The organism is Metabacillus lacus, assembly GCF_009674805.1.
In the GTDB taxonomy this organism is placed as follows: Bacteria; Bacillota; Bacilli; order Bacillales; family Bacillaceae; genus Metabacillus_C; species Metabacillus_C lacus.
In genome coordinates, this window is sequence record NZ_WKKI01000016.1 from 29,395 (window position 1) to 44,607 (window position 15,213).

Consider the following 15,213-nt stretch of genomic DNA (forward strand, 5'->3'; position numbering starts at 1 on the left):
AATTCGTTCTTTTTAAAGAATTTTCGTGTTTCATTTAAAGAAATATCGGGTAATAAGTCGCATTTTGATAGCCGGAATACTATTTTATAGGCAGTCGTACTTAAAAGTCGTTAGTCCTGCGGTCTTTGATTATTTTCTTATTTTTCCTTTTTCTTAATATAATTACATCACCAAGGAATGAAAAGGTATGTATCTATTTTAACTTGATTCACCACTAAAATAAAATAGGCGGAGCATTTACCTTTATAGGCAGAAAATAGCTTATTTTAGTGAAAATAAGGGTAGCTTTTCCGGTTATGCTGATAAAGCACCCTCCATTTCACGCTATTTGAGGTTCATAGGCGGAATACCTCCTTCTATTTACAGCTTCTTTCATGATATTTTATAGATAAGCGGAAATGTTACGCCTATTCCTCAAATGCGATGCACAGCCAGATTCCCCAGCAGGTTTACGTTGTACTACGCCGCTGCAAATGCCTTATGTTGACGGCTTCAACAAGTAAGAGCAGCATACCCAAATAAAAAAACAAGGGAAGTCATCCACGATGCTTCCCTTGTTACTGCCAGCCTACTTTCCGTAAACTGTTTCTTTATGTGCTTCTATGATAAATTCGTACTGCAGCAGTCTTACTTCAAAAAGCTTGAGAGGGTCATAATAGAGCTTCGGATTTGCCTTCATGACAGACATCGTTTCCTTGTCCCTTTGGATTTCTCCCTCCACTTCTTTAATGGTCTCTCTTAAAAATGCAGCCGGCTCTCTGAAAAAGCTGTGAATGTCAGGCTGGATTGATCTTTCAAACATGTCAAACTGCAGGAAAAAGTTATGTGAAACAGATGCAGCCACATCGCTGTAGCTTTCACTTTCAATATACTTTTTGTATTGATTGAACAGCAGTGTTTTGTTTTGCGGAAGAGCGCCAAAGAGCCTTCCAGCACCTTTCAGGAGAAGCTGCGCCGGGTTCGTTCTATTAAGAATATTTTCTTTTTCCACCTGAGTTCTATTCAGCATCCGCTGGATGTCCCGCTCCCAATCTGCAAAAATGCCAAAATCGCAGGAAAGGTTGATTTTATCGCTTCTATACAGCGCATTAAAGGTATCGCTCATATCCGACAGATACTCCTGGCTTCCCGAAAGCTCTTCCTTAGATTCCTGAATCCAGATTTCAAGTGCTCCGGCGTATTGAGGTACAAGCTCCTCTCTAAGATAATCCTGAATTTTCACGTTCATCTTATTGTTCAGCTCTATATGAATCGTACTAAAATCATCATCCTCACTCAGTTCCTTCGAACAGTCCCTCAGCAGTGATGGAAGCTTCTCTTTCAGCCTTTCGTCCATTTCCCGTTTGATGTCCTGATAGGAGGCTTTGATGGAGGTTACCTTATCTCCCTCCATATCATTAAGCTTGTGCACAAGCCCCTTCAGCCTGCTCAAAATATCTTCATTAAAGGAAATAGAACCCTGAAGTGCATTTTCCGTTTCAGCCCGCTTATCAAGAAGCTCTGTTAAGGTTGTACGGATATAATACAGCAGCTGTGCAGTTCTCATTTCTTCTTTTTCCCTGCCTGTGAGAGTAAATCCTTCCCCTATAAATTTTGCAAGCTCGGCACGCTGCTGTTCTACAGCTTTCAGCGAAGAATAAGGGAATACAAGCGCCTCAGGGAAATAGTCATGAACGGAATCTTCCACTGTGGAAATAATGCTTCTGATTTCATTTTCGTCCACAATGGCATCCATTTTATTAAGAACAAAGTGAATAGGGATATGCCCTGCTTTTCCGCGAATCTCCAGCAGATTTTCCAGCTCGGCATTCGACAGCCTGGTTCTTGCATTCACAAGATATAGAATTCCGTCTGCTAGAGGAAGATAGTCCTTGACTCCCTTGCCGTCCACTCCCATTTGATCCATTACCGGTGTATGAATCAGCACGAGTGAATGAGTTTCAAGGAATGAAGATGGCTGCTTCGCATGCACCCATGATGAACTCGAGGATTCCAGTTCCTTCAGTTCTCCCTGCTTTTTCCCGGAGTCACTGATTTCATATAGCTCCGCTTCACGGCTCCCTGACAGCATTACAACGTCAGCAGACGGAATTGAGGCAGCAGGATCATCCAAAAGAGAATTCATGAATGACGTTTTGCCGCTCCCGGAATCACCGACAACGAAGAAGTGCCTGCTTTTGGCATCTGCAAGCTGTTGAACAAGCCATCTAACTTTATATCCCACGTTAATGTGGTTGGTTTTTGCCCATTTCATGATAGATTCAAACAAGCTCACAATATAAGGAAGGTTGTTCACGCTGCTTACAGAATTAAAGATGATTGATTCTGCTCCTTTTAATGAATCAAGGCTGATGGTGGACGGAAATACTTCATTCCAGGCCATAATGGCTGCAGAAGCGAAAACCTTTCTGTCCTGATCTGCCGTCAGCATCCAATTTTCAAGCAGACCTGGAACAACACCTTCAATCTCACTGATAAAATATTTGCCGTCAATCAGTTCAATATAAGTTTCCTCAAACATTGCTGATAAGTTCTTCCATGATAGTGGTGCTGAAAGATTTATGCTTCTAAACACTGTATTCAGCGTTTTCAGCCACTGCAGATAGTTCTCCTGATAGCGGTAGCTTTTCCAAAGCGATACAGCAAGCTGAGAGAAGTATTCTGGATTAACAGTGTATAGTGTTGTCAGTGTTTCATAGAAATACTGAGGATCCAGGCTTCTTGTAGAACCGCCATCCACATATCTTTTCAAAGCTTGAAACCATGCAGGATCTCCTGTTCTGGTGAACTCATTTACTGACAATTCAACCGCATTGTTCCAATCTTCTCTCTCCTCATAAAACAATCTTGCCGCCTCGGTGATGTTAGCATAATCGGGATCAAGGGCAATCGCCACTTTCAGCACTTCATAAGCAAGATCCATTTTTTCTCTTTCGACATAGAGGGCAAAAAGCTTTATGGCAATTTCCATTGACAGAGTCTTAGATTCAGGGTCAATAGAATTATAAATATCTTCTGCTGCAAACAGCAGTTCCAGTTCATAATAGGAATCTGCTATATTTTTCTTCGCCCATGGCTGCAGCTCGTTTGAAATGTTTTCCCATTTAAAAATAGCAGCTTCATAATCTTTATTGTGAAAATAAACTTCTCCCTGTGCAAAACGGACAAAAGATAAGTCATAAACATCCTGCTTTTGTTCTGTTAAGTATGCTTCTCCCAAAATCTGTACGGGGTGGAGATTGCGGTCCCCTTCCAGAAGAAACGTACTGTAGTAGGTTTTTGATACCAATAATTTCTCGTCCATATGGCCCTCCGTTTAAAATATTTCCCTGACAAACTGCAAGCTGAATTATTGAATAAATCCTGTTATGTATGCACTTATTATAGCAAATTCCTGCGTTCCTTTATTGTGAATATACCCATCCTGCTTCTCCTCACAAACTTTTCATCATGATATAGTACGAAAGATCCCTCCTGTTTTGAACCATTATCTCTATAAATTATTTCCCCGGCACTATGAATCTCTTTTTAGTTTTACGTATCTAGGATATGGGGTGTTTCTCATTCACATGATAGGTTGTTCTACATTTTAGACTCACGAAAAAGAAAGTCAGAAATTTTCCCCCAACTTATATCTTCGTTAGCATCTTTATCACCTTAAGCGTTATATGATTTTATTTTAAAAGAGACTACATACTAGTTCTGTGCTAAGTTTAGAAGTCCTGTTGATTGGAGTGGAAGGTGCGCAGATTTCTGCGGGAACAGTTAGACAGGTGAGACGCAGGAGGCGCATACGGCGTTGGGCGTTGAGGGGGGCTCCCCGCCAGTTCCGCGGAAAGCAAAGCGCCTGGAACGGAAATCAACAGCCCTCATTTTCCCACTAAACAAAAAGACTATAGACACGCGGGATGACCACCCGTTTTGTCTACAGTCTGAGAAAGAAACATTGTCTGCTCTTTTTTACACTTTCACTGTTTTTTCCGCCATGCTGATCTGATGTCTTACCTGCTGAAAAGATGTGCCCCCTGCACTGTTTCTTGCATTGACTACATGTTCAGGCGCAAGCACCTGATAAATGTCTTCGTTGAAAAGCGGGCTGTATTTTCTATATTCATCAAGGGAAAGCTCCAGAAGATATTTTTTCTGCTGAATCGCATAAAGAACAATCTGCCCGATGATTTCATGAGCCTGCCTGAATGGAACGCCGTTTGATGCAAGGTAGTCAGCAATATCTGTTGCATTTGAATAGTCAGTATTCACCGCACTGCGCATGTTTTCACTGTTGACTGACATCGTAGAAAGCATCGGAGCGAGAAGCTTCAGCGACCCCTCCAGCGTTTCAGCTGTATCAAACATTCCCTCTTTGTCTTCCTGCATATCTTTGTTATAAGCAAGGGGAAGCCCTTTTAGGACAGTCAGAAGACCAATCAGGTTTCCATATACCCTCCCCGTTTTGGCACGGAGCAGCTCCGGAACATCAGGATTCTTTTTCTGCGGCATGATGCTCGAGCCTGTGCAAAAAGAATCATCCAGCTCAATAAACTGAAATTCCTGGCTGGACCAAATGACGAGCTCCTCAGACAGGCGGGAGATGTGCATCATCATAATGCTGGCAATGGATAAAAATTCCGCTATAAAATCACGGTCGCTGACTGCGTCCATGCTGTTCGGATAAATTCTCTCAAAGCCCAGCAGCTCGGCAGCTCTCTCCCTGTCAATTGGAAAAGTGGTTCCAGCGAGTGCCCCTGCACCAAGCGGAAGCCAGCTGATGCGCTTTAAGCTGTCTGACAACCGTTCTTTATCACGTTCAAACATCCAGAAATATGCCATCAGGTGGTGAGCAAATGAAACAGGCTGTGCCCGCTGCAGATGTGTATATCCCGGCAGAATGGTTTCAACATGCTTCTTTGCCTGCTCCAGCAGAGACTGCTGTACCGCTTCTGTTAATGAAATCAGCACCTCTGTTTTGGCTTTTAAGTACAAATGCATATCGGTGGCCACCTGATCATTCCGGCTTCTGCCGGTGTGAAGCTTTCCGCCCGTCTGGCCGATTTCATCGAGCAGCTGCTTTTCCAGATTCATATGAATATCTTCATGCTTCACATCAAATTGAAGCTCATTGTTCTCCGCCTTTTTTTGCAGCACCAAAAGACCTTGTTGAATTGTTTGGGTATCCTCTTTTGAAAGAATGCCGCATTCGCCAAGCATCTGCACGTGTGCAAGGCTTCCCTGCAGATCCTCTTTTACCAGTTTTTGATCAAAGGAAATGGAAGCTGTAAACTCTTCCACCAGCTCATCTGTTTCTTTTGTAAAACGTCCGCCCCATAGCTTGCTCATTCTGTGTCTCCTCTCTTTGTAAAAGATGAAAAGCGGGAGTTACCCGCTTTTTACTTGTGTTGTTCCTGCAGTACTTCCTGTTTGTTCGCTTGTGAGTATACTTTGGTCGGCAAGCCCCACAGTTTGATAAAACCGACAGCAGCATTGTGGTCAAAAGCGTCACCCTTTGAGTACGTAGCCAGCTCTTCATTGTAAAGGCTGTTTGCAGAGCGGCGTCCAACCACTAAGTGATTTCCTTTATGCAGCTTCACACGAATGGTGCCTGTTACTGCTTTTTGAGTTTCGTCAATAAATGCCTCGAGCGCATTTCGTACAGGCGAGTACCATAGTCCCTCATAGATAATTTTTGCCATCTGCTGATCAACCTGCACCTTAAACTGGGTCACTTCACGCGGAAGTGTCAAAAACTCCAGCTCCCGGTGTGCGTTGATCAGGATTAGTGCCCCCGGATTTTCATAAACTTCACGTGATTTAATGCCTACCAGCCGGTTCTCAATGTGGTCTATCCGCCCGATGCCGTGCTTTCCGCCAATTGCATTTAAGGTTTCAATCAGCTGAACAAGCGGAAGAGATTCTCCATTTAATGCGGTTGGGACACCTTTCACAAAATCGATTTCAATATATTCAGGCTCGTCAGGAGTATTTGAAATGTGATTCGTCCAGTCAAAAGCCGCTTCCGGCGCTTCTGCCCAAGGATCTTCTAACACTCCAGCTTCACAGGCGCGTCCCCAGATGTTTGCATCTATTGAAAATGGATTATTAAGGTCAACCGGTATCGGAATTCCCTTTTCTTCAGCATAGGCGATTTCTTCGTCTCTTGTCATGCCCCATTCCCGCACAGGTGCAAGCACCTTTAAATCCGGAGCCAGTGCTGCAAGCGATACCTCAAACCGTACTTGATCATTTCCCTTTCCTGTACAGCCATGGGCAACCGCCACTGCTCCTTCTTTTTTGGCTACTTCCACAAGAAGTCTGGAAATAAGCGGGCGTGATAAAGCTGAGGAAAGAGGATACTTTCCTTCATACAAGCAGTTTGCCTTTAACGCAGGAAGCAGATAATCTTTTGCGAGAAGCTCTTTTGCATCAATCATATAAGCTTTGACAGCTCCTACGTTCAAAGCTTTCTTTCTGATTGCTTCAAGATCTTTCCCTTCTCCAACATCAAGACCGAGCGCAATCACATCATAACCGTATTTTTCCTGTATCCATTTTACTGAAACGGAGGTATCCAGACCCCCGGAATAGGCGAGTACTACCTTTTCTTTCTTCAAAACAAGTCCCCATTTCTTTGTATAAATATTTGTACAAACTTATTTTTATACATTTATAACATTATAAAGTCAGCTTAATAGTGCCGTAAGAACAGCCTTCTGGGCATGAAGCCTGTTTTCCGCTTCATCAAATACATGTGAATGCGGGCCATCGATGATGTCTGCCGTTACCTCTTCTCCCCTATGTGCAGGAAGGCAGTGCAGGAACATAAAATCCTTTTTAGCATATCTGCACAACTTCTCGTTCACCTGATAAGGAGATAAAATAGAAAAACGTTTCTGCTCTTCTTCTTCCTGGCCCATACTGGTCCAGACATCTGTTACAACAACATCCGCTTCACTGACTGCAGCAGCCGGATTATGCTCAATCACAACTTTGCTTCCGCTGATTTCAGCCTCTGCCCTTGCAGCCGCTTCAATGTCTGCCAATGGTGAGAATGATTCAGGACAGCCAATGCTAATATCCATTCCGGTCTTAACAGCACCCTCCAGCAGCGAATGAGCCATATTGTTGCTTCCATCTCCCAAGTAGGCGAGCTTTAAGCCTTTTAATTTATTCTTTTTTTCATATATTGTTAACAAGTCAGCCAGCACCTGTGCAGGATGGTGCTCATCTGTTAGTCCGTTTATCACCGGTACAGAAGAAGAGTCAGCAAAGCTTTCAATCTTTTCGTGCCCGAAGGTTCTGACCATGATACCGTCCACGTACCGGGACAGCACTTTTGCCGTATCAGAGATACTCTCACCTCTGCCCAGCTGAATATCCTTTGAACTGAGGAAGATAGCATGCCCTCCCAGCTGCAGCATAGCAGCTTCAAAAGAAACCCTTGTTCTCGTCGAGGACTTTTCGAAAATCATGCCCAGCACTTTTCCCTGAAGCAGGGGCTGCTGTCTGCCTTGCTTGTGCATGGCTTTTATTTCACTCGCCAGCTCCAGCAGATATTGAATTTCTTCGCCACTATAATCCGCCAGAGCCAGAAAATGCCGTCCTTTCAGATTGTGTTTTTTCGGCTGTATGCCAGTTGCAGCTTTCAGCATGTCAATATACCTCACCTTCTGTTAGTTTCTTCACCAAAAAATATTCCTGAATGGCCCTTGGTGTTTGTTCTGCTGCAGCCTTTGTTTGAACAAGGGCTGCAGCTGTATCTATATGAGTGAAACAAGGGATATTGTGAGCGGCTGCCAGTTCCCTGAGCTCAAAACCGAACGTATTCTTATTTCTCCCCTGACTTGGAATGTTGATCAGCGCTGTGATTTTTCCGTCCTTCACCAGCTCCCTAAAGGCAGAGGCTTCTTTAGACATCCTTTTGCAGCTAATACCGTGCTGTCTGAAGAAGGAATGCGTCCCTCCCGTTGCCAGTAATTGTATTCCCCGTTTCACAAGCTCTCTTGCAAGAGACAGTGATTCTTCTTTAGAATGATCCGGCAGTGACCAAAGAACAGCTGCAGGCTTGCTGCTTGCAGTAAATGGATTCACTTTGCCCGCAAGCACCGCTTTTTCAAAGGCTTCCTCATAGCTGTTACCCAGCCCCAGCACTTCACCCGTTGATTTCATTTCAGGACCAAGAATATGATCCATTCCCTTCAGTTTCAAAGCTGAAAAAACAGGTGCCTTCACAGCATAATGTTCAGGCTCTTTCATAAGCCCGGTATCTCCGTTTATATCCTTCAGTGCATAGCCCAATTGAACCTTCACACCCCACTCCACAAGCGGAACACCTGTGATTTTGCTGATAATGGGGACGGTTCTTGATGATCGCGGATTCACTTCCAGCACATACACACATTCTCCATGGACGACAAATTGAATGTTCATCACTCCCTTAACAGGAAGCGCCTTTGCTATTTTTTCTGCATAGCAGACAATTGTTTGCTTGACTTCTTCCGCTATTGTAATCGGCGGAAACACCGTAATGCTGTCACCGGAATGAACGCCTGCACGCTCTATATGCTCAAAGATTCTGGGAATCAAAATGTCTTCCCCGTCACTGATTACATCTGCTTCACATTCAAAGCCTGGAATATATTTGTCAACCAGAAGCGGCCACTGCCTTGATTGCTGCTCACTTTCCATTCGCTGTGCATAATCCGCAAGATCCTTCTTCTGATAAAAAACAAACATGTTCTGTCCCCCTATTACAAAGGAAGGCCTTACCAGAACCGGGTATCCTAATTTCTCTGCCGCCAGCAGCAGCTCTTCTGCATTTTGGGCATATGCCCCGGAAATATGAGGAATGTCAAGCTCACTTAAAAGTTCATAAAATTTCTTCCTGTCCTCAAGCTTTTCAATGGAATCCGCGGTTGTTCCAAGAACGTTCACACCCTCCTGCGTCAGCTGCTCAGCAAGATTGATGGCTGTTTGCCCTCCAAACTGTATCAGCACACCGGCAGGCTTTTCTTTTTCAATCACATGCAAGATATCTTCCACGGTTAATGGCTCAAAATACAGTGAATTCGCAATGGAGTAATCTGTGCTCACCGTTTCGGGATTATTGTTGATTACAATTGCCCCGTAGCCCATCTTTTTAACTGCCAGCGCAGCATGGACGGAACAATAATCAAATTCAATTCCCTGCCCGATTCTGATTGGCCCTGATCCAAGAACAATGATTTTCTTCTGAGGAAGTACTGTGACTTCATCTTCACCCTGCCAGGTTGAATAATAGTAAGGTGTAACGGCGTCGAATTCGGCTGCGCATGTATCTACAAGCTTGTATGCCGGACGCAGGCCCAATTCCAGCCGCTTTTTACGAATTGATGCTTCCTGAACACCGAGCAGCTGTGCGAGGCAGGAATCTCCCATATTTTTAAGCTTTGCTTCCTTCAGCAGCTGAACCGGCATTTCTTTCCAGGTGCAGCCGGCAATCACTGCCTCCATGTCTGCCATATCCTTCAGCTTATACAAAAACCATAAATCGATTTCTGTCGAGCTGTGAATCTCCTGCGGGGAATAGCCTCTTGCAAAAGCTTCTCCTATTACAAAAAGCCTGATATCAGTAGGCTGCTTTAGAAAAGCAATCAGTTCTTCGTTTGCAAGCTTTTTCATTGCACCATTGTGTGCAAGAGTTTGTTCCTTGATGTCCATAGAGCGGATTGCTTTATATAAAGCCCCTTCAAAGGTTCTGTCAACTGCCATCACTTCTCCCGTAGCCTTCATTTGCGTGCCGAGTGTCCGGTCGGCTTCTGTAAATTTATCAAAAGGAAAACGCGGAAGCTTTACGACAATATAATCTATAGCAGGCTCAAATGATGCATAGGTAGTGCCTGTGATAGGATTCAAAAGTTCATCCAGGTGATAGCCCAGCGCACATTTGGCAGCCATTCTTGCTATAGGGTAGCCTGTTGCTTTTGACGCCAGCGCGGATGATCTGCTGACCCGCGGATTCACTTCAATAATGCGGTATTCATTCGAATAAGGATCCAGCGCAAACTGAATATTGCAGCCGCCGATGATCTGAAGCGCTCGAATGATTTTGACCGAGGCATCTCTCAGCATTTGGTACTGTACATCAGTCAGGGTTTGGGAAGGAGCGACAACAATTGAATCGCCCGTGTGTACACCAACAGGATCGAGATTTTCCATGTTGCAGACAATGATGCACGTATCGTTTTCATCTCTCATGACTTCGTACTCAATTTCCTTCCAGCCCTTGATGCTCTTTTCCAGCAGCACCTGAGAAATCGGGCTTTGAGACAAGCCTCTTTTCAGCACAGCTTGCAGCTCTTCGGATGTGCCAGCAAATCCTCCTCCGGCTCCTCCAAGTGTATAGGCGGGCCTTACGATCACCGGATAGCCGATGCTTTCTGCAAAGGCTGCGCCTTCTTCAATCGTCGTAATAATGGAAGACTCCGGGATTGGCTCTTGAAGAGAGAGCATCAGATTTCTGAACCGCTCTCTGTCTTCACCGTTCTGAATGGACTCTACCGATGTGCCGAGAAGCTTAACGCCGTGAGCCTGGAGAATTCCTCTTTCATACAATTCAACTGTCAAATTCAGTCCTGTCTGGCCGCCCAAAGTGCCGATGATTCCATCAGGAAGCTCTTTTTTAATAATCTCCTCAAGCACTTCGGCAGTCAGAGGCTCTATATAAACTTTTTCTGCAAAAGACGAATCCGTCATAATGGTTGCAGGGTTGCTGTTCACCAGCACAACCTCAATTCCTTCTTCTTTCAGCGCGAGGCATGCCTGCGTGCCCGCATAGTCAAACTCTGCTGCCTGCCCGATGACAATAGGCCCTGACCCGATGACAAGCACTTTTTTAATCTGTTTATTTAACGGCATAGCTAATCTCTCCTGCAGCTTTAGGGTTTATCTTTTCTATGAAACTCTTAAATATATAAGCGGTGTCGCTTGGCCCGGGGTGTGCCTCGGGATGGAATTGGACGGTTGTGATGTGGTGCACCATGTGCTGAAGTCCTTCTACCGTTTTGTCATTTACATTTCTGAAGGTCACCTCAAACAGCGACGATGGAATACTTTCTTCAATCACTGTGTAACCGTGGTTCTGGGAAGTGATAAACACCTTTCCTGTTTCAGCTTCCTTGACCGGATGATTGCCTCCCCTGTGTCCAAACGACAGCTTTTTAGTTTGAGCTCCGTGTGCGAGAGCCAGGAGCTGGTGTCCCAGGCAGATTCCCAGGGAAGGATAATACTCGCTGATTTTTTTAATTTCAGGCAATCTTTCCTTCAGTTTCATGGGATCTCCCGGCCCATTGCTGAACAGCACACCATCCGGCTTGAGCGTTTTAAGCTGCTCCAGTGTCATATGATAGGGAACAATTGTTACAGAGCAGTTTTCCTTGAGCAGTGCGTGCAGGATCGATTTTTTATATCCGTAATCCATCAGCACAACATGCGGGCCGTTATTTTTAAATGTAAGAATATTCTTCGTAGAGACCTCTTCAACCCCTGGAGGCATTTCAGCAAGCAGCTTCTGATCAGCAGCCTTGTTTTTCGAAAGAACGCCTTTTACGGTGCCCAGTTCTCTTATTTTTTTGACAAGCGCTCTTGTATCAATCCCTGTAAGTCCCGGAATGCCCGCCTTATCCAGCTGATCAGAAAAATTTTCCGCAGCCTGAAAGTGGCTGGGCTTTTCACAAAGCTCCCCCATCACCACTCCTGAAAGAGCAGGCTGGAATGCCTCATTGTCATACTGATTGATTCCATAATTGCCGATCATTGGGTAGCAGAAGGCAAGAATCTGTCCGGCATAGGAAGGATCTGTCATCATTTCCTGATAGCCGGTCATGCTTGTGTTAAATACAACTTCACCTGATGTTTCCCTTTCGGATCCAATCCATTCTCCTTCAAACATATCTCCCGTTTCAAGAATCAAATAGCCTTTTTCCATGTCTCTATCTCCTCTCAGCTGTAAAGGGCTGTGTCTAAGATCCCTTTAAAACGAAGAATAAATTCATCAATTTCCTCCCTGCTAACGTTCAGCGGAGGAAGCAGCCGGACAACATCCGGTCCTGCCGTAAGCAGAAGCACTTCATGCTTCAGCGCTTCGGCTGCTATCTTTGCCGCTTTTTCCTCTATGACGATTCCAAGCAGCAAGCCCTTTCCCCTGATCTCAGCATGCACGCCTGCATTGCTTAGGCATGCCTGCAATTGCTGCTGCAGATAACTGCTCATTTCAGCAGCATGCTCGAGGAGGTTGTTTTCTTCTATATATTGCAGTGTTGCCAGGCCGGCCGTACATGCGAGCGGATTTCCGCCAAAAGTGCTTCCATGGCTCCCCGCCTCAAAAGCTTTTGCAGCTTCATCCTTGGCAAGCATGGCTCCGATTGGAAAGCCTGAGCCCAGCCCTTTTGCCATCGTAATTACATCCGGTGATATACCGTAGTGTTCATACGCAAACATGCTTCCTGTTCTCCCAGCGCCTGTTTGGACTTCATCGACCATCAGGAGTATGCCCTGTTCTTTGCAGCTGCGCGCAAGTTCCTGAATCCAGAGCGGATCTGCAGGAATAACTCCTCCTTCACCCTGAACCATTTCCAGCAGGACTGCACACGTTTTACCATCGTGATTCAATTCCTGCAGTGCACCTGTATCATTGAAAGGAAGCAAGCGGAATCCTGTAAGGAGAGGGGCAAAGCCTTTTTGAATTTTGCTCTGACCTGTTGCTGACAGCGCAGCTAGTGTGCGTCCGTGAAAGGATTGCTTGAAAGTGACAATAACAGGATTCTGCACGCCTTTTATATCATTTGCATATTTTCTTGCCAGCTTGATGGCTGCTTCATTTGCTTCGGCTCCGCTGTTGCAGAAAAATACCTTATCAGCAGAGCTGCGCTTCGTCAGGTGCGCAGCAAGTTCTTCCTGAACGGGTATGGTATAAAGATTGGAGCAATGCCACAGTGTTTCAAGCTGCTCGGAAATTTTACTTTGTACATATTGAGGAGCGTGGCCCAAGTTGCAAACCGCAATCCCTGAAGTAAAATCCAAATACTTCTTCCCTTCTGTGTCCCATACGAAGGTTCCTTTTCCTCTTTGAATGGATAATGGAAAACGGTTGTATGTCCCCATAACGGAAGACGCTTTTACAGAAGAAATGTCAGGCATGCTGCTTTACCTCCCCGCCGAGTATGATTTTGGTTCCGATCTCTTTTCCTTCACAGAAATCGAGAAGACTGTTCTCCTCTAATCCATTTAATATGACGGTTTCGGGCACCTTGTGCATCAGCCCATCAATTGCAGCTTTCACTTTCGGAATCATGCCCCCGGTAATGATTTTTTGCTCTATTAATGTTTCAGCATCTTCTTTTGTAAGAGAAGAAAGCTTCCTTTTCCCTGTATTTCCTTCCGTATAAATACCTGAAATATCGCTGATAAAGCAAAGCCTGCCTTTCAATGCACCGGCTATAGCGGAGGCTGCAGTATCACCATTCACATTGTACCTCTGGCCGTTTTCATCCACGCCGACAGGTGAAATAACCGGTATATTTCCCGTTTTCACAATTGCTTCTATCAGCTTAGTGTTCACTTCAACCACTTCACCGACAAGTCCAAGCCCGCCTGCTTCCTGAGATGCTTTTGCCAGCAGCAGACGGCCGTCTGCTCCGCTGACTCCATATGCGGATCCGCCCGCCTTCATCAGCCTGCCCACAGCCTGCTTGTTGACCGAACCTGACAGGACCATTTCAACCACTTCCATGACCTGGCTGCTTGTCACCCGCAGTCCGTTTACAAACTCTGTGGGAATTTCAAGTTTTTTCAGCATGGAGGAAATAAGCGGGCCTCCTCCGTGAACAAGTACGGGCTGCCACTTTCCTCCCGCATTCAGTTCAACGATGCTTTTATAAAATGATTCCGGCAGCCTTTCAAAGACACTGCCTCCGCATTTGATGATCAAATATTTCATTTTGGCCCCCCTAAGTCCTGTAAGAAGCGTTAATTCTGACATAATCATAAGTGAGGTCGCAGCCCCAGGCAGTTGCCTCGGCACTTCCCTGACAGCAGTCTACCGTGATTTCTATCAGTTCCTGCGATAAATAGTCCTTTGCCTCTTCTTCCGAAAAGGAAGCAGGAAGGCCTTTTTCAAAAACCAGGTGAGGGCCGATGTACACCTTTAATGAATTGGGTTCAACTTTTACACTGCTGTAGCCTACGGCACAAACTATTCTCCCCCAGTTAGGATCACTTCCATAAACTGCTGTTTTCACTAGATTGGAAGAAATAACAGTCTTGGCCAGCGCCCGTGCGCCTTCCACAGTTTCAGCACCCTTCACGTTCACGGAAACCAGCTTTGTTGCACCCTCCCCGTCTCTCGCAATTTGTTTTGCCAGAGATTCACATATGAGACCCAGCCCCTGTACGAAGTGCGCCCAATCCTTGTGCTCCCTTGATAGGGCGGTATTCCCCGCACTACCATTCGCCATCAGCAGCACCATGTCGTTTGTGCTTGTATCACCATCTACAGTGATCATATTAAAAGTGGAATTTGTCGCATCTTTCAGCGCCAGCTGCAAATCTTCCGGCTCAACAGCTGCATCTGTTGTAATAAAAGCAAGCATCGTTGCCATGTTGGGATGAATCATTCCCGATCCCTTAGCGGCACCTCCAATTGTGATTGCTTTCCCGTTGATCTCAACTGTTACTGCAGCTTTCTTTGTTCCTGTATCGGTTGTCAGGATGGCTTTTTCAAAACGCTCTGCTGTCCCGTGTTCCGGGTTCATCAGAGACGGAATTCCGGTTCTGATTTTATCAATTGCAAGCTCTTCTCCAATTACCCCTGTTGAAGCGACAGCCACCAAAGTTTCGCTGAGACCTTCACTTTCAGCAAAAAGCCGCCTCATTTCATAGGCATCTTTCATGCCCTGCTCGCCTGTACAGGCATTCGCGTTTCCTGAATTGACAATAATGGCGGAAAGCTTTCCATCCGCTGCGATACTTTCCTGGGTAACCAGCAACGGAGCTGCCTGAAACAAATTGGTTGTATAAACCGCCGCTGCCGCCGCTGGAATGTCAGACTTGATGTATCCTAAATCCAGCCGCTTTCTTTTAAGGCCGCAATGTACGCCTCCTGCCGAAAAGCCTGAAGGTGATGTAATATCTCCATCTGTTAATATTGAAATTTTGCTTCCCTCTATTGCCTGCATGCACGTC

At 45.3% G+C, this 15,213-nt stretch carries 9 protein-coding genes; all 9 read right to left on the reverse strand.

From position 1 onward, the window contains the following. Positions 1–568 precede the first annotated feature (568 nt). The 9 genes from GJU40_RS10045 to argJ all read right to left on the reverse strand — a co-directional run bounded on the left by GJU40_RS10045 (position 569) and on the right by argJ (position 15,206). A complete protein-coding gene (locus tag GJU40_RS10045; protein ID WP_154307628.1) occupies positions 569–3,304 on the reverse strand; it encodes a GTPase domain-containing protein in 2,736 nt (911 codons plus the stop codon). A 656-nt stretch (positions 3,305–3,960) separates the two neighbouring features. Further along, a complete protein-coding gene (argH, locus tag GJU40_RS10050; RefSeq protein ID WP_154307629.1) occupies positions 3,961–5,337 on the reverse strand; it encodes an argininosuccinate lyase in 1,377 nt (458 codons plus the stop codon). A gap of 50 nt (positions 5,338–5,387) precedes the next feature. Further along, positions 5,388–6,608: an argininosuccinate synthase gene (locus tag GJU40_RS10055; RefSeq protein WP_154307630.1), complete on the reverse strand. Its 1,221-nt coding sequence runs from the start codon at positions 6,606–6,608 to the stop codon at positions 5,388–5,390. Positions 6,609–6,677: 69 nt separating this feature from the next. After that, positions 6,678–7,646, reverse strand: coding sequence for an ornithine carbamoyltransferase (gene argF / locus GJU40_RS10060; RefSeq protein ID WP_154307631.1), 969 nt, complete (start codon positions 7,644–7,646; stop codon positions 6,678–6,680). Position 7,647: 1 nt separating this feature from the next. Further along, entirely contained in the window at positions 7,648–10,890 is a 3,243-nt protein-coding gene (carB, locus tag GJU40_RS10065) for a carbamoyl-phosphate synthase (glutamine-hydrolyzing) large subunit (RefSeq protein ID WP_154307632.1), read from the reverse strand. After that, positions 10,877–11,959 carry a carbamoyl phosphate synthase small subunit gene (locus GJU40_RS10070; protein ID WP_154307633.1) on the reverse strand — a complete coding sequence of 361 codons (1,083 nt, stop codon included), beginning with the start codon at positions 11,957–11,959 and terminating at the stop codon, positions 10,877–10,879. The genes carB and GJU40_RS10070 overlap by 14 nt, the downstream gene beginning before the upstream one ends. A 14-nt stretch (positions 11,960–11,973) precedes the next feature. Beyond that, complete coding sequence (gene argD, locus GJU40_RS10075) at positions 11,974–13,170, reverse strand: acetylornithine transaminase (protein ID WP_154307634.1); 1,197 nt, start codon at positions 13,168–13,170, stop codon at positions 11,974–11,976. Further along, positions 13,163–13,969 carry an acetylglutamate kinase gene (gene argB / locus GJU40_RS10080; protein ID WP_154307635.1) on the reverse strand — a complete coding sequence of 269 codons (807 nt, stop codon included), beginning with the start codon at positions 13,967–13,969 and terminating at the stop codon, positions 13,163–13,165. Before argB ends, argD begins: the two co-directional genes overlap by 8 nt. 10 nt (positions 13,970–13,979) lie before the next feature. Continuing rightward, positions 13,980–15,206 (reverse strand): bifunctional ornithine acetyltransferase/N-acetylglutamate synthase, encoded by a 1,227-nt coding sequence (argJ, locus tag GJU40_RS10085; RefSeq protein WP_154307636.1) that lies wholly within the window; start codon positions 15,204–15,206, stop codon positions 13,980–13,982. Positions 15,207–15,213 lie beyond the last annotated feature (7 nt).